Here is a 19,880-nt window from a genome sequence, read left to right as displayed (position 1 = left end):
GCCAAATCAATAATAGCAATTTACATTTCAACATTACAAACCTTTTGAGCATTGGAAACCAGCCCTTATTTTATGTTTTAACTTAATCTAAATAACCTGAATTTTGGATAAAAAATTCAATACTTTAACTAACGCCTCATCCAGATCAGGTTAAATATAATTAATTTTAGCTAAATTATTAACGGCTATACGCAAAAAGCCAACTCAAATTGAGTTGGCTTTTTCTTTTTAGCTTTAATTCGCTAAATATTAACCTGTGTTACGTAAACCTGTTGCAACACCGGCAATACTGACCATTAAGGCTCGCTCTAAATGATAATCTAGCTCTTCACCTTCAGCCGCTCGTGCACGCTTTAATAGCTCTACCTGTAAAAGATGCAACGGCTCTAAATAGAAAGCGCGAATCTGCATAGATTCTTTACTCGCTGCATCGCCTTGCATAACTTCTTCTTGCTCTAGTAATTTAAGCAATAAATCATTACTAATCGCTAATTCTTCACGCAAGTTTTGGCCGAAGTATTTTAACTCTTCAGGTACTAAGGTTTCATCATATAATGCAGCGATATGCTGATCAGATTTCATAAATACCATTTCAAGCATAGATAAACGCGACGCAAAAAAAGGCCATTGAGACTTCATTTCTTTCATCACAGCCAAATGGCCATTATCTATTGCTGATTGGAAGGCTTTCATTACACCTAACCAAGAAGGTAATACTAAGCGATTTTGTGCCCATGCGAAAATCCACGGAATAGCACGTAAGCTCTCTACACCACCATTTGGTTTACGCTTAGACGGACGACTACCTAAAGGTAATTTAGATAATTCTAATTCCGGTGTTGCACTACGGAAATACGCAACAAAATTAGGATCATCACGTACCACCGCTCGATAATTATCACGTGCACTTGCACCCATCTCTTTCATTACTTCACGCCATTCATCGCGCGGCGCCGGAGGTGGTAACATTAATGCTTCTAAAATCGCACTGGCATATAAACCAAAACTACGTTGTGCTAGTGGCTCAGTACCAAATTTATAACGAATCGTTTCGCCCTGCTCTGTTACCCGTAAACCACCTAAACAAGACCCAGGAGGCTGAGATAAAATAGCACCGTGCGCAGGTAAACCACCACGACCAATTGTGCCACCACGGCCGTGGAATAAAGTAAGCTTAACATCATACGCTTGTGCTAAATCGACCAAAGCTTCTTGCGATTGATATTGTGCCCAACCCGCAGCAAGTGCGCCTGCATCTTTAGCTGAATCTGAATAGCCAATCATGACATACTGGTGATTTTGAATAAAACCCCGATACCAATCAATGCTTAACAATTGAGTCATGCTGTCGTGTGCGTTATTTAAATCGTCTAATGTTTCAAACAATGGCGCAACCGGCATAGGCCATTTAATACCGCTTTCTTGCAATAATAAATGTACTTCTAATACATCTGACGGTGAACGTGCCATTGAAATAATATAAATCCCTAACGCATCTTCACTTTGTTTAGCAATCACATTACAAGTTTTAAGCACTTCTTCTACGTCAGCAGAGGGATTCCAATTACGAGGCACAAGTGGACGCTTAGAGCTTAACTCACGCAATAAAAAAGCTTGCTTATCTTGCTCTGACCAGTTTGAGTAATCACCTAAACCTAAATAACGGGTAATTTCACTAAAAACTTGATCGTGGCGATCAGAATCCTGACGAATATCTAATTTTAATAAATGAATACCAAAACAGTAAGCGCGGCGGATAGTATCGGTTAATAACCCAGATGCGATACCTGACATCCCCATTTCAACTAACGAGCGGTAACAAGTCTCTAATGGCTCGGTAAGTTCTACTTGTTTGTTAATCCAGTTATTTTGATTAACAGACTCTCCATTGAAATAAGCGTCAATACCTTCAGTGGTAGCGGTTAATTTATCTTTTAATGAAGAAAGAGCGGCGCGATAAGGTTCACGTTGTTCCTGACCTACATAATCAAATAACTCTGAGCTACCATCTGCCATTGAAAGCTCAACATACAAAGTGCTGATGTCATTCAAAAATAAATTCGCTGCACGTTGGCGTGCCAATAATAAAACAGTTTCAGTCACTTCAGACGTGACAAACGGGTTGCCGTCTCTATCACCGCCCATCCATGATGCAAATCTAACTAGGCTTGAGTTTAACGGTAAACCAATTTCAAATTGTTCTGATAATTGTGAATCAAGATTGCGAATAAAGTTTGGTACCGCTTCCCATAATGAATTTTCAATAACTGAAAAGCCCCATTGAGCTTCATCGACAGGAGTGGGGCGTGCTGCTCTAATTTCGTCAGTGTGCCAGGCTTGGCTAATAATTTCTGCAATTCGGGCTTCAGTTTGGGCACGTTTTTTATCAGTTAACCCTTCAATGTGCAGATCAGACAAACACTCTGCTAAACGAGCATACTTATAAATTAAAGTTCGACGGGTAACTTCGGTTGGGTGAGCGGTTAATACTAACTCTATATCTAGTCCTTTAATCGCATCTTCCAAAGACATTTGAGTTTTATCGATGCCTTTAAGCTTATTAAAAAACTCAGTAACCGGCTCTTTTTCACTAAAATTAGCAACTGTATGTTCTTGTTCTGCTAAATTAGCTAAGTTCAAAAACTGAGAAAAAGCACGTCCTACCGTCAGTAGGTCTTTATCATCCATTTGTTGAAACAAAGATTGTAACGATTGAGTACAATCTGCATCACCTAATGTTGATTGCCTGCCTTGCTTACGAATCGTTTCAATTTTCTCCAACCATTCATCACCTAAGTGCTGCTGGATAATCTGTCCCAGCTCACTGCCTAAGTAACGAACTGTTTCCAATAAAGAATCATCGATCCCTTTTTGCATAACAAACCTCTTTAATTTTGAGTTGACTGAGCTTCATAGCTAAAATCACTTCGTACTAACAAAATTAGCCTCATCATTTTACTAAAAACCTGTTAGCACTATATCAGAAGTCATTTAGCTATAAATGGTCAGTTTTATTTCACTTAACAGTCAGAATCTAACACAGTCAGAATCTAACTTTTGCATAATGTATCAACACGATGATTCAGTTAGCTGATTAATCTGCCGCCTGACTATTTAAACACTAAACAAGCTGAGCTAAAACTAGCATATTGGTAATACCAAATCACCACACAAACTGTAATTTTATTCCAAAAAATGCAAAAAAATCACCGAAAGCTCAAAAAACCGCCATAAAAACCTTTAAAACTGACATAAAATGACAAAATAAATTAATAAAAAATGGTTGACCTCTTGGTTAAAAAACTCCAAACTCATTTTTCATCAGCAAATTAACGTGACCTATTTAAAAATGTTATTCATCAATTGTAACCTTAAACCACGCAGAGTGATTTGGAATGTGCTTAATATGCGCATGCCTTTCTATTGTTGTGGCTAGTTGAATAATTAATTTTCGAAAGCCGCAGCCAAAAATGACTGCGGCTTTTTTGTTTAAGCTGCAAAGCATTTTTGGCACCAATAATAAGGAAGATCCAAAAATGCACGCTGCCACACCCTTTAATCCAAAAATAAGTGCTGCTTATACCGCCGTTTTATTAATTTGGTCTACAACACCATTGGCGATAGTCTGGAGCAGTGCCAGCATGCACCCTATTCTGGCTGTAGCAATACGTATGCTAATTGCATTAGTGATTGGTTTGGGTTTAATCCGCTTATTTCATATTCGATTACCTCTTAACAAAACCAGTTTAAGTTTATATAGCTATTCGGCTATTGGGGTATTTGGCGGCATGGCATTTAGCTATTTAGCAACTTGGTATATTCAATCTGGGTTAATCTCTGTTATTTTTGGTTTAGCGCCTATTTTATCTGGTTTAGCAGGACAAAAAATCCTCAATGAAAAACCTTTTAGTGCAACTCGCTGGTTGGCTTTAATTATTTGCTTATTAGGCTTAGCCGTTATATTTAAAGATGCATTAACCACAGATAATCATACTTGGGTAGGCATTGTTTGTGTCTTACTTGCTGTGAGCTTATTTAGCTTCAGTGGCGTTATGGTTAAAACTGTGGTCATTAGCATACATCCGATGGCAACGACAGTTGGAGCACTTATGGTATCAGTTCCTTTATTTATCGCTTTATGGTTAATAATGGGCGCTGAAATCACGCCAGAACAATGGCAAGCCAAATCAATTTACGCCATTGTTTATTTAGGTATATTTGGATCTTTAGTCGGGTTTATTTGCTTTTATTATGTTTTGCAAAAATTAACTGTTTCTAGCGTGGCTCTAGTTACCTTAATTACGCCAGTTGTTGCTCTATTTTTAGGCAACCAGCTTAATAATGAACCCGTTTCGCTTAATTTAATACTCGGTGCTAGCGCTATCTTAGTCGGTCTTAGTTTGTATTTGTGGGGGGATAAGCTCAAAGGTAAAATACGCGTAAATAGCTAGAGCTCCGACGTCGCTCTCCCATCCATGGGGTTGTATATAAAGGAATTTAACGCATCCCCTGTAAAAAGGCCGTTTGAAACATATTCATTCAACCGAGTTGAGGTTACTTATAATCAGGTTGTCTTTATTTAAATGGGTTTAATAATAAGCTTGGTAAATTCGATCACAATAGCTGACTAAACTAGGATATGTTTTAGCAATGTCATTAAATTCACTTTGCAAATCAGCCAAAATAAACTCCGCTAGCATCGCAAATGCAGTCGCATCTAAGCTTGTGGGTTGCTCGCCTAAAAAATAGGTTTGCTCGCCCAGTAAGTCAGCTAAGCTATTGAGCGAGTTAATAAAGATATGTTTAATTTCCGTTTCACTATGCCTGCCTATCCCTTGCTGATTTAAAGCATTAACCACCCGCCGACGTGCAACGACAGGTACAATGTGCTTTAACGGAAAACTTAAAAAACTAAAAGTTGAAGCTTTCATATCAAGCCAAGTAGATTCATTTATCCACCGAGAATACACAAAGCACCAATAAAAATTTTCATCTAATGATTTACTCACTAAATAGGCGATTGCTTGCTGGTGAGGCGTTAAAGCAATATCTAAAATATCACCGTACTGCTGCTTTAAATGTTCAATAATAAAGCTAGAGTCAGCTATCAATTTATCTCCATCGGTAATAAACGGCAGTTTAGCTTTAGGCGCTTTAGTTAAATTAGAGATTTTAGACCGAACTTGATAAGGAATTTCAGCCATTCGTAAATAAATATCCACTTTTAGCACAAACGGACTGGCATCCATTAACCCAAATTGCGGACCAAACCCATGTAACCTAATCATTTAATGCCCGGCTCCATTGTAAACTTATTTTATAAGCATTAGCTTAGATGAAAAGCATAAATAATCCAGCTTCGTAAAATACCAGTTAAAACAACCGCTGGGTGCAGGGAAACAATATACAAAGAAGGAAATATTTAAAAAAGGTCAAGGTGTGATTAGGATCTGATAATCTTTTGGGTATAATTTTTTGCAGCCTTTGCTTGGTATTAATACAAGGCATAGCGATTGAGATTTAGTGAGCGAGATAAACAAGCGATAAAGACTTTTGCTCCTGGAAAGTCAGCTTGCCCCACATCCATGTGGGGCAACACAGTAGAAATGGCAAACAAACGTCCTTCAAAAAACCTAATTTAGCCTGCTTATAATTTAAATCATAAGATTCCTCAGACTAAACGAGAAAGCTATTAAGCTCAGTTTACTCGGCGATTAGTTTATTTCCGCTGCCATCTAGTAAAGTTAAGTTGTTATTACCTGTTGTAAATTGCTTAACTTCACCTAAAAGTATTAAAAAACGAGATTCCTGCTCTGCCAATTCTGCCGCCATACAAGCTTTTTTGGTAACAGCAATCGTTGATAATTTAATTTCAGGTGAATTTAACTGATAGTCGGCCGTATATTGATTACAACCCGCACTACCATAAATTTTCTGCTCTGAAAAATTGATAGTTACTTTACTATTTTCAATTAAAGCTTGGTTATTAATTTGCGTTACTTGCCATTGAGTATTGGCTAATTTATTATCTGAATGGCTTTGCTCTTCAGACTGGCAACTAAGTGTTTCTCCATCAATTGTTAGCATAGCTTCATCGCCTTTTTGCCAAAAATCAATCGCTGGCTGGCCTGCACTATCAAGTTGATATTTTTCACCTGACGCTGCCACCACTCGATTTAATAAATAAGATTTACCATTAAAAATCAACTCTAACTGATTATCACGCAAACGACTTTGAACACTTAACTCATCACATTGATATTGTGTAAGATCAGTTATTGAGGTCGACGTGTGTGATTGTTCAGGCGATTTCACTTTAACTAAACGCAGCATTCCCAATTTTTGTTCGCTCGTGGTCGATTCAACCGGATAGTTAGTATCCGTGGTCCATAATAACTGACCTTGTTGGCTTTTAATGATAGCGCGTATTGCATAACGGCCATTCTCTTTTAGTTTATCCGCCTCAAACTCAAGTTTAAAAGCAATAGGCACTTGCTTGTCTTTCAGATCGATTGTTTGCTCAGTAATCAGCTCAGATTTTTTATCTGCGATAGATACATCGTATAAACTGATTGTCGCCTGACTATTAGGTAATAAAGCGATTCGCTCTAAATAGCCAATATTCCCGCTGATTACAGCCTGTTCAGGTGCTTGCTGGCAGCCCACAACAAAAATAAACAATAAGCTCGTAGCAATATATTTAAAAATTTTCACATTAGGCTCCTACAAAGGTGTCATTGAAATAGATCATGAATTAATGTTAATCAAATTAATGTACAAAGCCAGCACTTGCCTACAAAACTGTCCACTGGTACTCAAATCATACAAATCAGCCCTAAAAAGCGACTTGTGATTAACCCTCATCTACTTTGGGCTTTAGCTCAACCGTATTACCTTGTGGATCGGTTAGATAAACAGATAAACCAAAACCTTGCGCGCCATAACGATTTTCAGGCTCGGTATGAGGGATATAATGCTGAGTTAAATATTGGCAAATTTCATCCATCGAGCTGGTTTCCACTTGCAAACAGAAATGGTCTAAATTAGGACTGTTTAAATCGGGAGGGTTATCTGCTAGTTTTCCTAACTTGCTATCAAAAGTAACAATATCAATTAGCGTATTACCTGCTCTAAGCTGAGTTAAGCCAAGAGAATCGTCGGTTTTACGCTCCAAAGTACATCCCAAATGTCCACAGTAAAAGTCTAACATTTGGGTTAACTTTGTGGTTCGTAACACAATATGATCAAGCCCTGCCATCTTTAACATAGAAATCTCCTTTTCGGTTTCATTACACTCAAGTTTAACGAGAACTGGTAAATCTTTGTGTTAGTAGAGCCATAGGCTATTTTCATTATTAACAAAACTGAATAAGTTTGATTTATATAGTCGCTAAATCTTGTTATTTCTGCTTTGCTTAAAACAATTTTTTACCTCAGCTCAAGTTATAAACAAAGATAAACACGCCCTAAGCTAAGTGTACAAGTGAATTAGCCTAAAAAGCAAAATACCTTTTAGGCTTATCGTTGAAAACCTTTATTTAATAGAAATCTCAACAGCTTGGGTATGCCAGTTTGTTTTAAGCATTAATTGCTTAGTCTGAGAGTTAAACCAAGCGCTTGAATTAGTTTGTTGATATTGCTGATAAGAAGCCGCTATCGTCACATCTTTTTGATTTACCCTGATTGTCCGTGGCTTGACAGCTTGATGTACCACTAAAGTTAATTCTCGATTTTCAGGCATACCTTGATAAGGTTTAGCTCCTACATCTCGCTTAAAGTTAAAATTGAGCTGCGCCTGTTCTGGTTTAAATGTCGCATTAAATTTTAGTTTTTCATACAAGCCTTTGGTAAATGCATTAGCTGTTTTACCATCGTCTTCATACATATAACCATCAGATTTTATCACTTTAGGATCATGATAATAATGTAAAGTAAGTTGCTCAGATGAATAATGAGCTGCATTCTCTACCCTTTCAACCATAGGAACAAAAGCCCCAGCTTTAACAAACACAGGAATACTTTCTAAATTAACAGCCACCTTTTGAGTTTTACCACCGGCGTAAATTTGATCGGTGAAAAAATCAAACCATTGCCCTTCAGGTAAATCTACCGTTTTCTCAGTTACTCCACTGTTGATAATAGGCGAAACAAAAAAATCATCGCCCCATAAATAGTCATATTTATTATCTATATCTTGGGGAGCCTGTGATGCAAAAAATACAGGTTGCATTAAAGGTTTGCCTGTTTGTGAGTTTTCAAATGCCATCGTATACAAGTACGGCATGAGCTGATATCGCAAATTAACTGACTGGCGAATAATATTTTGCACTTTTTCAGAATGAAAAACAGGCTCAGGTGCAACTGCTTCTTGTGCGTGAGGCCGGTAAATAGGTTGAAACACCCCATATTGTAACCAGCGAAGATACAGCTCTTCATCTAAATTATCGCCCGCAAAGCCACCTAAATCAGAATGCGTGTAAGCCAAACCAAACAAGCTCATTTGCAGTGACAATTCAACTTGAGGTTTTAATCCATCCCAGTTGCGACCTACATCACCAGTCCAAGGGATAATGCCATAACGTTGAGAACCCGCAAAACCAGAACGCATTAAAATAAAAGGCCGTGTATTAGGATAATTTAACTGCTGATTTTGATACACCAATTTCGCCCATTCATGTCCATACGCATTGTGAATAGCATCAGCCACTAATGTATTTCCATTAACTTGATGCAAGGTATCTGCTGGGTGAACTTCGGGTTCACCTAAATCGCCCCACCAACCAGCTATTCCTTGTTGCATAAGCTCATGGTAAATATTGCCAAACCAAGCTTTAGCTTCTGGTTTAAAAATGTCGACTAAGCCTGTATTCCCAAAATAAAAATCAAATGTTTTTGGGTTTCCTGTTTTATCAAGCGCCAACACTTGGTTATCAACTGCGTTTTGCCATTTTTTACTGGTCGTTAAAATAAATGGCTCAGTAATTAAAACTGTATTCACTCCAGCTTGTTTAAAATCTTTTATCATTTTTTCAGGGTTTGGAAAAGCCTTGTTATCCCAAGCTAAATTGCCCATATGGCCTTGTACATCTTTACCAAACCAGTACAGATCAAAAATAATGGCATCAACCGGAAAATTTTGCTGTTCAAATAAATTAAGCGTCTCACGCGCTTCTTGCTCGCTATGATAACCAAACCGAGAAGCAATATAACCTAAAGCCCAACGTGGTGGCATCGGTTGTTTACCCGTAACATTGACATATTGAGTCGTTAAATCACTAAAACTATTCCCCGCAATTACAACGTAAGTCAGTTGTCCTAACTTAGCTTCAAACGCCAAAACATCAGCTTTAGTTTTGCCAATATCTAACCAACCTGACGCTGGGTTATCAAATAAAATCATGTATTGATTACTTGAATAAACAGCCGGTAAACCATAATTCATTTGGGTTGATTCAGTACCATATCCATAATGCGCTTTATTGTATAAAGGCAGCCTGTTCCCACGTCGGTCCATACCTAAAACACGTTCACCACCCCCTAATATTTTCTCATTAGGAGCCAGTTTAAATTGAATACCTCGCGCTTGAGTATTTGAATTTGCAATAAACCCACCCGCTTCACGCACTAATAATGTTCCTTGCTGAATATATTTAATGTTTAAAGGTGATTTTTGAATAACAGCGCTCAATTGTTTGCTATTAAATATAAGCTGATTGTCAGATTGTTCTAACTGAACCTTCACATCCTCAGTTTGTTCAACCAGACTGAAAGAAGCCGTCACTTGCGACTGCTTGCCTAAATTGGGTTCAAAGCTCACTTCAACAGAAAAATCAGTTAAATAGTCCAGAGTAATTTGACCATCATCAGTTTGAATAATTAAATTATCACCCGACACCTGATGAGATACATAATCGCGCGCATTAACATACTGAGTTGATAATAAAAAAAACAGCAAGCTAAATAAGCAGGTTCGGCCGAGTTGACCTTTAGAAAATAAAGCCATATAGCAATTTCCTTGTGAAAAACTGAAAAATTAGAAGAAAAATGAAAACCACAATGATGAAGTAAAATAAATCTTACCCGTACAGCAAAATGTATTTTCAACACAGAAAAACTTGAACTAACAACCAGCCGGTATTTAGCGCATTTGACATCAATACCGACTTCGCAATTGAAAGCTCAAGCAAAATGGCGTTATTTGTTGTAAAGCAATACCAAAGACTCTAACCCCGCCAGCTTAACTTTGATTCGTCCCATCCCATTTTTCACATTCAAATTTGCCGAAATCTCATGGTAGAGTTGATCGGTAAATGTATATTTACCATCACTTAATCCCATTTTAGTAATGACTTGCTGCGGTACAATTAGCTCAATTTCTTTACTCTCTGTTTGATCAAAGTTACTGATCACAATAAGCTTTTCATTGTTATTAAAACGGGCAAATGCAAACTGTCGCTCAGTGTAATTAGGGTTTGCACTACGGTTAACACTATGTAACTCAGCATACTGTCCAACTAAAGCTTCACTTTGTAAGGTAAAGTTTAGCAAGCGTTGATAAAAATCACGTAATTCTGCCTCTTTGGCAGATAACTGACCGCCATCGAATTTGCCATCATTCATCCATCTTTGATGCGCTGGCACTCCCGCATAATCAAAAATGGTCGTGCGACTAGGATCTCCAAATCCAGTTTCTTCGCTACCGTCTTCTCCCACTTCTTGACCAAAGTAAATCATAATAGGCGAAGAGCTGATTAAGCTTGAAACGACCATTGCAGGTTTACCTATATTAGCGTCACCTGCAAATTCAGGGCTAGAAATACGCTGCTCATCATGGTTATCTAAAAAGTGAAGTAGATTATGCTCAATATCAGCAAACCGGTTTTGGATAGACACTAAATTGTCAGCTCCTGCTTTTCCTTGCATCAGTGGTTTTAGCGTGTCATAAAAATCGACTTTATCGTAAAGATAATCCATTTTACCTAAGCGAATATAATCGCGGTATGCGCTTGGATTATAAATTTCAGCTAATAAAAAAGCATCAGGATTCGCCATTTTAATGGCAGAGTTCATATAACTCCAAAATTCCACTGGCACCATTTCAGCCATATCAAACCTGAATCCGTCAACCCCTTTTTGGGTCCAGTAAAGTGCAATATCTTTAAATTTCATCCATGAATCAGGCACATCCTGATTTTGCCAAAACGCATAATGCGCTTGGTAATTTTTATCCGCATAATCGTCTGGAAGCTTAGCAAAATCATGGCTACCATCTTGCTTAACGCCATAATTTACTTTCACGGTTTCATACCAGTCGTTAAAGTCTGGTTGGGCTTTTCGCGATCCATTACCTGTCCATTTCGCGGGTGATTCATCAAACTGGCCATCTGACAATGAATGTTTTTCACCCCCTAACGGCTGATAACCATTTTGGGCTTCGGGTACATTAAAGTCTTCACCGACCACATAATAAAAATTATTATCACGTGCATACTCAACCGAGGTATCGTCCGCTGCGCCAAAATCTTGCACGCCTGTGGGTTTTGCCAAAGAGTGATAATTGCGCGCCACATGGTTTGGCACTATGTCAATTAACACTTTCATGCCCTGCTTATGGGTACGCTCAATTAAAGCCTCAAACTCAGCTAAACGATTAGCTGGATCTTCTGCTAAATCAGGGTTAACCGTGTAATAATCTTTAACCGCATAAGGTGAACCCGCACGGCCTTTAACTACATCCGGATCATCTAAATTAATTCCATAATCAGTATAATCGTTAATCACAGCATGATGCGGCACACCTGTGTACCAAATATGACTCACCCCAAGGCGTTTTATTTCAGATAGGGCCTTATCCGTAAAATCATTAAATTTACCGACCCCGTTTTCTTCAATCGTCCCCCAAGGTTTATTGGTGGAATTCGTATTACCAAACAAACGCGTGAATACCTGATAAACCACGTGTTTATTAACTGATTTTTGCGCATTGTTAGACATTTCAAGCGGCTCAGTATGTTTGTTATTAACCGCACACGCAGACAAAACGAATGCGCTACTAATAACGGTTAAAGATAAATTTTTTCTTAATAAATTCATAAAAATTAACGCTTTGGCTAGTAAAGTTTAAAAGATTATAGATAAAGCCGCCCGTAGGCGGCTTAGCAAAGTTTAGCTAAAACTAAGGCAACACTAAGGCAATAAACTAATCGTTAAATTTGGATTTGCCCCATCCGGCCCTTCAACTAAAAACCGATATATCCCATCTGAATCAGCGGTAAATGTCATGTTGTCGCCTTTAAATGCCAACTGCTCATCTACGGCTAGCTCAACATTTGCTACATTCTCTGAGACCGCACCTAAGTCAACTGTTGACCAGTCAGCAGAAGCAATTTTAAATTCATAATCGCCCGCTGCTAGTGTCAAATCAACTGAATAAGTACCATCGTTGTTGTAACTAAGTTGGTCCACTTCTCCCCAGTCATTCATGCCACCGCGTATAAATACTGGTGTGTCAGCGAAAAAGTTTGCTTTATAAACTCTTAATTTAGGCTCTAAATTGGTCATATCAAAAATGAAAACCAACTCAGCGTCTTCTGCTAACGTAATGCTTAAGTTATTTTGAGTACTTGCTAAATACTCTGCTTCAGCTAATTCAACTTGAGCTTGCGCCTCAGACTCCGCTCCAAAATTAACCCCAAGCTCGCCCCACTGCGCGTCAGCAATTTTAAAGCCGTATGTACCCGCAGCTAAGCTAGTATTTAAGATATATATACGCCCACCTTGATAAACAAAAGCATCCGTTTCGCTCCAACCGTTCATATCACCTCTAAGTAACACATCTACGCCTACAAACGGTTCTTCGTTTACAATATTTAATACAACGGCATCTTTATCAGAAGCATCAAAACTAAAGATATAAGTTGCATCTGTATCTGGAGTAAAACTTAAATTACCCGTTCCGCCACCAAGCGATAAGGTTTTATCGGTGCCTTCCGCAACTGCCCCGTCAGCACCTTCAGCTGCACCATAAATAATAGATGCCCAATCCGCGTCTGCTAATTTAAAGCCATAACTTTGACCCGCCATTAACTCAACACGTGTTTGGTAAATTCCATTGCCTACATAACTTAGCTGCATTTCATTAGACCAGCCATTCATATCGCCTTTTAAATACACTGGCGTATCACCAAAAGGCACGACATCTGGTGCACCTTGAGTAGCTTGAGCTGATAAACCCGCCCCTTGCGCATCGCCTTGAGGTTTCACAAAGACAGCGGTAGTTAATGCCGGAACATCAAATGTGCCTTCACCTTCGCCTTGGGTAAATGAAGCACCTGTTACAACCGAATCATAAGAGTTCTGCTGAATGGAATGCAGTTCAAAACCGCTCGCTGTGGCGATGGTATGAGATTGCGCGATATTTGAGCCGTTAATCACAATAAGCATAGCGTCAAGATTAGGATCAATATCAGTCCACTCGGAGCCATCATCAATACTCATTACAATTAACCCTTGAGTTTGACGCGCACCCACATTATGAAAACCCACACGGTCAATAATATCTTGAGCGTTGGTTAACCGCATCAGTGGGCTTTGGTCGCGAATTTGTAAAAACTCAGCAAACACGTTAGCACTCATCTCAAGTTCATAACTGCTTGGTTTATCTACTGCGTACAAAAGCTTAGCAATCGCATCCCATTTTTCTTCATTTTTTTCAGCAGGCGGCAAACCAATATTCCAATTGTGTTGCTGCATAGATAAATCAATGTAGTTAAACCAGTCGCCCGAATTATAGCTATCTCTGTCCATTGATTTTGAGCGCATTAAATCAACGCCCAATTGAAAAAATGGAATACCTTGGCTTAACACAGGAATGCTCGCTGCAATATTATGTGCTCTAACCCGCTCGGCTAAATTGTAGCTTTCTGGTAAGCCATATTGCAGTTGATCCCACAAAGTTTCATTATCATGTTTAGATACATAGTTAATCACATCGGCTGGATCAAGTGCATAACTCGCTCGAGCAAAACTACTACCCGTTGCAACGTTTCCTAAATTACCCATTAATGGAAAATCAGCCAAAGTGCCAGCTAGCCCCAAGCGGATATAATCTTGCGAATCTAAACTGCCATCTTGGTTAAATAGTGCCGCATTTCGAATATCATCTCGTGGTCTGTCGTTAAAGGTGCCTATTTCGCTGCCACCCATATTATCCTGACGAGCTTGTTCAAATAATCTGTCATTTTGAACATCTTCGCCAAAATTCCAGCCTTCACCATAAAAGTAAGTATCAGGATCAATTGCCGCCACTTTATCGCGGGCCTCTAATAAAGTAGATTTAGGAATATGCCCCATAATATCAAAGCGGAAACCATCAAATTTATAAGCCTCTGTCCATAACACTAATGAGTCTTGAATAAACTTATCAAACATTTGGTTTTCAGTTGCGGTATTGTCACAACAACTTGAGTTTTCAACGTTGCCTGACACTTCATTACGTCTGTGATAATAACCCGGTACCACTTTATCAAATACTGAGTTATCCCATAAACCCGATGCGCTGGTATGGTTATAAACAACATCTAATACCACGCGTAAACCTAATTTATGCAACGCCTGATTCATTTCACGCATTTCAATAATTCGCGTTACGCCATCCGGATTTGAAGCATAACTCCCTTCGGGTGCGTTAAAATGATGTGGATCATACCCCCAGTTAAAACCATCAATATCTTTAATTTCAGTAATTAAAGTTTGTGCTTTTTTAGGCTCATAATCATCAACGTAAGCTTCTAATACCTGCCACAGAGTATCAGTTTCATTTTCAACGCCGCAAATAGCTGCGTCGGTTTTTACTTCACAAAGCTCTGCGACACTGTTAGTTAAATCAATTCGAGAAGCAGTGTCTTCTTCAATTGTGGCAATATCATTAGCGGGTAACATATGAAAATGAGTTACCCCAGCATCTGCCAAACGTTTTAAGTATTTAACTGAATTTGAATCTGTTTCAGTAAAAGCTAAATATTTACCTCGGTTTTCAGCTGATACCGTTTCATCGTTAATACTGAAATCACGGATATGAGCTTCCAATAAAACCGCATCTTCAATATTTTCAATGGTTGGGATTGCATGTGTTTCCCAATCTGTAGGTTTTAAATCTGGGTCATTTAAATTAACAAACTGAGAAAACTCACCATTGGTTGATAAGCTTACTGAGTAAGGGTCTGAGGTTAGCAAGGTTTCAATTTGCTGATTAGTATAATGATAAACAGTTACTTCATACTGGTAAAATTTTCGGTCTAAATCCGCACTATCGCCTTGATAAGACCAAATACCGGTCACCTCATCATAATTCATTGCATGGCTGGCAAGTTCAGTTTTATTGGCATCATAGACTTTAAGCATAACTTGCTGTGCAGTGGGTGCCCAAACCGAATTTTGAATAATACCGTTTTCGTAAACTGTTCCTAATACAGCCTCGTTGGCGTCATTATCTGCCATGGTATAAAGCGCATCTAAGGCTTTTGCAGTTTGCACCCAAGTTGCATCTATCGCGATACCATCTGCATCATAAGCAACTGCCACCAATTGCGATTTTAATAAGTTTTTAGCTTCATCCGCCGTTAAATCATTAGCAAATGCCGCCCACGCGTTAATCACAGGGGCACGTTCAATTTGAGCGTCCGTTAAATCTGTTTCAGTAAAGCTCACGGTATCGCCTGATACCACAGAGTCAGCAACTTCAATATCCGCCATGGCAGAGTGATGAAGTTTAACTTCAGCCACTTCTAAAGTATCCAAGTCCCAAACCAAGGTGTTGGCATCAATTAAATGCGCCGCACTTTCGCTAATTTCTAATGCTTTATCCCCCAAAGATTTGAGTGGATATTTAAAAATCGTCGTTTCAGATTTGAAGGCAAATCCCATTCGGGCGTAATCTGCTTCAGGCTGAGTTAAATCCAATTTTTTATCTGAGCTACCTAGATCTTTTTCATCGCCTTTGTGCACAATAAAATTAATGCAATCCCCATGCTCGGCTTTTAAATCTAAAATCCAATAAGCGCCAAAAACTGGGTCAACACCATTATGAATTAAACCGTCATTCCAACTGCTAGCAACCGAAGTATCTGCTAACGAATCGCAAGTTTCGTTATTCCAGGTATGTAGCTTCCAACCGTTATAATCGTCTGCACCTCGGTTGTAATATAAAATAGCCTGGCTTTCATTTGGTGTAATCGCAGGTAAGCCGATTTCAGGGTTAGGGCCTGTTACACATACTTCATTGGTGGCATCAGGCACAGATGGAAACGGGCAAACTTTAGCTTCTGGTGCCACACACTCGGTACCAGCTGCATTAGCAACCATAGGCGTATCGCAAGTTAATAAAACTGCGCCTGATTGAATGTCTTCACTCTCGCCACAAGAAACAAGCGACATGCTAACAAATGCCGCGAGGGGCAAAATTGAAAAATGTTGATTTAGTTTCATACTAAACTCCTAAAATTTGTTTCAGTTTGACGAGATTACAGAGCGTAATTCACACCTAGATAAAATTGACGACCAAAGTATTGAATGGTGCCGGTTTTCGCTTCAGTGCCAAAATAACTTTTAGTGGGTGCATCAGTTAAGTTATTGGCCTGAAATAAAACACTTAGGCTGTCGGTTAGTTTGTATGAGGCCTGGTAATCAAGCACAGTTTCAGCGTCGTAATTAACAATTTGAGTATCTCGAGCGGTTTGATCAGAAACAAATTTGTCGCGATACCTTACGCTTAACCGAGTTTCAAAATTTTGATACTCCCAAAATGCCGTACCCGTAAATAAGTTTTTAGATAAGCCTGGTAAGCTAGTGCTAAAAGTATCACCATCCACATTTTGCAATTGGTCAATTTCACTTTCGGTATACGAATAATTTAAATTCACCCCTAAACCGGAAAATAATTCAGGTAAATCAACAAAAATTTTAGTGAAAGACACTTCTAAACCACGCAGGTAACCGCCATTGTCATCATTGTAAGCGATTTCAAAATCACCATTAGTCGTCTCTAACATAGCGCCGCTTTCTTGCTCGATTGCGTCTGGTATTGGAAAACCATAGCCTTCAAAATCAAAGTTTTCTAAAGTCACAGCTTGAATACCAGTTGATTCAATGTCTTTGTAAAACAAAGCAACCGCTAACGACCCTGATGCATCATCAAAATAACGTTCAAACGATAGGTCGTACTGAGTTGCATAAAAAGGTTTTAATTCTGGGTTATTTGTTGCGCTCCCAGTGACTTCACCTGTTAATGCATTAATGTTATATGAGCTTTGCGCCGCTAAACGATGAATTGGAGGGCGAGACATGACTTTAGCAGCCGCAACCCTAATTTGATCATTGTCGGTAATTTTAAAGTTTAAATTAAGCTGAGGCAGGTAATCGGTGTACTTAATTCCACGAACTTCTTTACTATACTCAGTATTAATCAACCCAGCTTCATCTTTAATATTTTGAGCACCAGCTTTTAAGTTGCCATCTACGTTTTTTAGCTCGGTTGCTGATTGCTCAGTTTCAACCATGCGCACGCCTAAATTACCAGTTACAGGAACACCTAAAAACTCAGTATCTATATTTGCCATAGCGTATGCGGCAAATACGTCTTCATATACATTACCACTTTGCACCATAGACCAAGAGTAATCGGTATTAGTGGTAATATCGTCTTGATTATCAACACCCGGTGCGTTACCCCAGGTTTGTACTGGTTCAGGTACGCCAGATGGAAACCAAGCATTAAGCGCTTTATCCATGTCAATTGCTAAATAGCTTGGAAAGTATGAAAATTCACCTTCCCAATCAACTTGATGAACCATATCATCAGTTAGTTTAAGCGGAGCTTCTTCAGTTAAAAATTCACCATCACTACCGTACTCAAACACTTGTCGTTTAGCGGTATATTCGCGTTCAGATTCACGTGCACCAAATTCAATTGACGAGAAAAAATCATTATCTAGGGTGTAAGTTAAATCAAATTTAACTGCATCCACCTGATCTGAATAAATGTAAGGATAAATCCCATATTTACTAACCATTAAATGATTAATATCGGTCAGTTTATCGCCTTGATTAACGCCTAAATCAGGTAAGTCTAAACCGTTGAGTTGATAGTTAATTGACAAATTTTTATCAGTAACGGGTGAGTCAGCATTAGCATCTTCAGCAATCAAGCTCCACAGCAAACCATTTCTAAAATCGCTATCCGCTTTTGAATGAGATACATCAAATTGAACTTGTAAATTATCAGTTATAAACCAGTCGGCATTCACGCCATAACTCGTAATACTGTTTTCTTTATTATTGTTGTCATTAGCGGTTTCAATACGGGTATAACCATTTGAATAACGACTAATAGTACCGCCAATCATATAATCGCCATCTTCTAAAACAGGATTATTAATACCGGCATCATCTGGCTCAAATTTAATGCGTAGGCCGCGAGCAAATTCTTCTGAATCAAATTTAGATTTAAAATAATCGGCTTTTAACACAAAATTATCAGTGGGTGCATACTCAATAACACCCATTAATCCTGTTCGAGTTTCGGCGCCACCTCTGTGTTGCAGCTCCATTCCCTCACTTAAATACTCTTGCCCTGGATTTTCTAAGCCAAGTGCTTCATCTCGTTCTTGTTCGGCTTGATCAAAATCAAGCTCTTTACGCTCGTTATAAGCTAAACCTATAAATTGAGTTGAAACACTAGGTTGATATAAACGTGCTGCGCCAACAGCAACCCCTAAAGTGTCATCCAACAACTTAGTTTGATACGAAACACTTAATCTATGCCCTGTACCGTCGGCATCATAAATCTCGCTTGAACGATCATTTTTCATCATTCGCGCATTAGCAGACAATTTATAGTCATTTTTAATACTTAGTGGGCTTGCTGTAGTAAGCTCAACCGTGCCCGCAACACCGCCTTCAATCAGTGAAGCTTTGGGCGATTTATAAACAGCGCCCGAACTAATAAGTTCAGATGGATATTGATCAAACTCAATATTTCGTTCACCTTTAGTAGACACCTGCTCACGACCATTTAATGTGGTAAACACAAAACCACCCGCTAAACCACGAATGTTAATTTCGCCAGATTGACCGTTAGTTCGTACCGCTGAAATACCCGGTAAACGCGTTAAAGCATCTGATATAGATACATCTGGCAAGGCACCTAAATCATCTGCTGAAATTTGTTCTGAAACCGTATCTGAAAAACGTTTTGTGTTAATTGAGTCAATCAAACTACGACGAAAACCAGTAATAGTAATGGTTTCTATTGATTCTTCTTGTTCTAGCGTAGTTTGCTCAACCTCACTCTCTGCACTATAAGCGATAGCTGGCATGGTTAAACCTGCAGCCCATAACGCGATAGTTAGTGTGTTAGGCTTGAATAAAGACATAGGAACTCCCCAATTGTCATTTGAATAAATGAAATACCATGAATAAAAGTATGTTCATCAAACAAAACATTATTATTTGTTAAATTAATGTTTCACAAATAATAGACTTAAATTGGTCAGGGGGGTATAGCTTTGCATACGTATTCAATAAAACACCCCCCTTTCAAAAACGCCATAAAACCCTTTAAAAACAGTCAACTATTCAAATAATTGAGCTATAAAATGACAATGCTTTGCATACGTATGCAGTTATTAACAAATAAAAAACAAATAAAAATGGGATTTTTATTCTGTTACCGCTAAAATAAGCTGATAAACAATATAGAAATGCACTTAAAAATATTAAACGACTTAGTTATTAATCATTACAAGGAAAGTAATTAATGAAAATTCAATTGGTTTAATAAGCAAAACGTAAGCTTATCTCATAATCGAGCGGGTCCAATAAGT

At 38.5% G+C, this 19,880-nt stretch carries 9 protein-coding genes; 1 reads left to right on the top strand and 8 read right to left on the bottom strand.

The window, feature by feature from the left end; all coding sequences use genetic code 11:
- Positions 1–249 precede the first annotated feature (249 nt).
- Positions 250–2,877, bottom strand: coding sequence for a phosphoenolpyruvate carboxylase (gene ppc / locus OLW01_RS03470; RefSeq protein ID WP_268075230.1), 2,628 nt, complete (start codon positions 2,875–2,877; stop codon positions 250–252).
- A 593-nt stretch (positions 2,878–3,470) separates the two neighbouring features.
- Here ppc and OLW01_RS03465 point away from each other — a divergent pair.
- The gene (locus OLW01_RS03465; protein WP_268075228.1) at positions 3,471–4,451 is read left to right on the top strand and encodes a DMT family transporter; all 981 of its coding nucleotides are present in this window, start codon (positions 3,471–3,473) and stop codon (positions 4,449–4,451) included.
- 138 nt (positions 4,452–4,589) lie between these two features.
- On the opposite strand, the gene OLW01_RS03460 is transcribed toward OLW01_RS03465, so the two are convergent.
- From OLW01_RS03460 to OLW01_RS03430, 7 genes are all read right to left on the bottom strand, one after another.
- Positions 4,590–5,288, bottom strand: coding sequence for a glutathione S-transferase family protein (locus OLW01_RS03460; protein ID WP_268075227.1), 699 nt, complete (start codon positions 5,286–5,288; stop codon positions 4,590–4,592).
- Between the two features lie 415 nt (positions 5,289–5,703).
- Positions 5,704–6,714: a YbaY family lipoprotein gene (locus OLW01_RS03455; RefSeq protein WP_268075226.1), complete on the bottom strand. Its 1,011-nt coding sequence runs from the start codon at positions 6,712–6,714 to the stop codon at positions 5,704–5,706.
- Between the two features lie 139 nt (positions 6,715–6,853).
- Positions 6,854–7,267 (bottom strand): VOC family protein, encoded by a 414-nt coding sequence (locus OLW01_RS03450; protein ID WP_268075225.1) that lies wholly within the window; start codon positions 7,265–7,267, stop codon positions 6,854–6,856.
- 267 nt (positions 7,268–7,534) lie between these two features.
- Positions 7,535–10,003: a glycoside hydrolase family 31 protein gene (locus tag OLW01_RS03445; protein ID WP_268075224.1), complete on the bottom strand. Its 2,469-nt coding sequence runs from the start codon at positions 10,001–10,003 to the stop codon at positions 7,535–7,537.
- 191 nt (positions 10,004–10,194) lie between these two features.
- A complete protein-coding gene (locus OLW01_RS03440; protein ID WP_268076145.1) occupies positions 10,195–11,994 on the bottom strand; it encodes an alpha-amylase family protein in 1,800 nt (599 codons plus the stop codon).
- Between the two features lie 192 nt (positions 11,995–12,186).
- The gene (locus OLW01_RS03435) at positions 12,187–16,485 is read right to left on the bottom strand and encodes an alpha-1,6-glucosidase domain-containing protein (protein ID WP_268075223.1); all 4,299 of its coding nucleotides are present in this window, start codon (positions 16,483–16,485) and stop codon (positions 12,187–12,189) included.
- 35 nt (positions 16,486–16,520) lie between these two features.
- Entirely contained in the window at positions 16,521–19,430 is a 2,910-nt protein-coding gene (locus OLW01_RS03430) for a TonB-dependent receptor (protein WP_268075221.1), read from the bottom strand.
- Between the last annotated feature and the right edge of the window lie 450 nt (positions 19,431–19,880).

Origin of the sequence: Catenovulum adriaticum (assembly GCF_026725475.1) — a bacterium.
Taxonomy (GTDB): domain Bacteria; phylum Pseudomonadota; class Gammaproteobacteria; order Enterobacterales; family Alteromonadaceae; genus Catenovulum; species Catenovulum adriaticum.
This window is presented reverse-complemented; position numbering and strand designations above follow the sequence as displayed.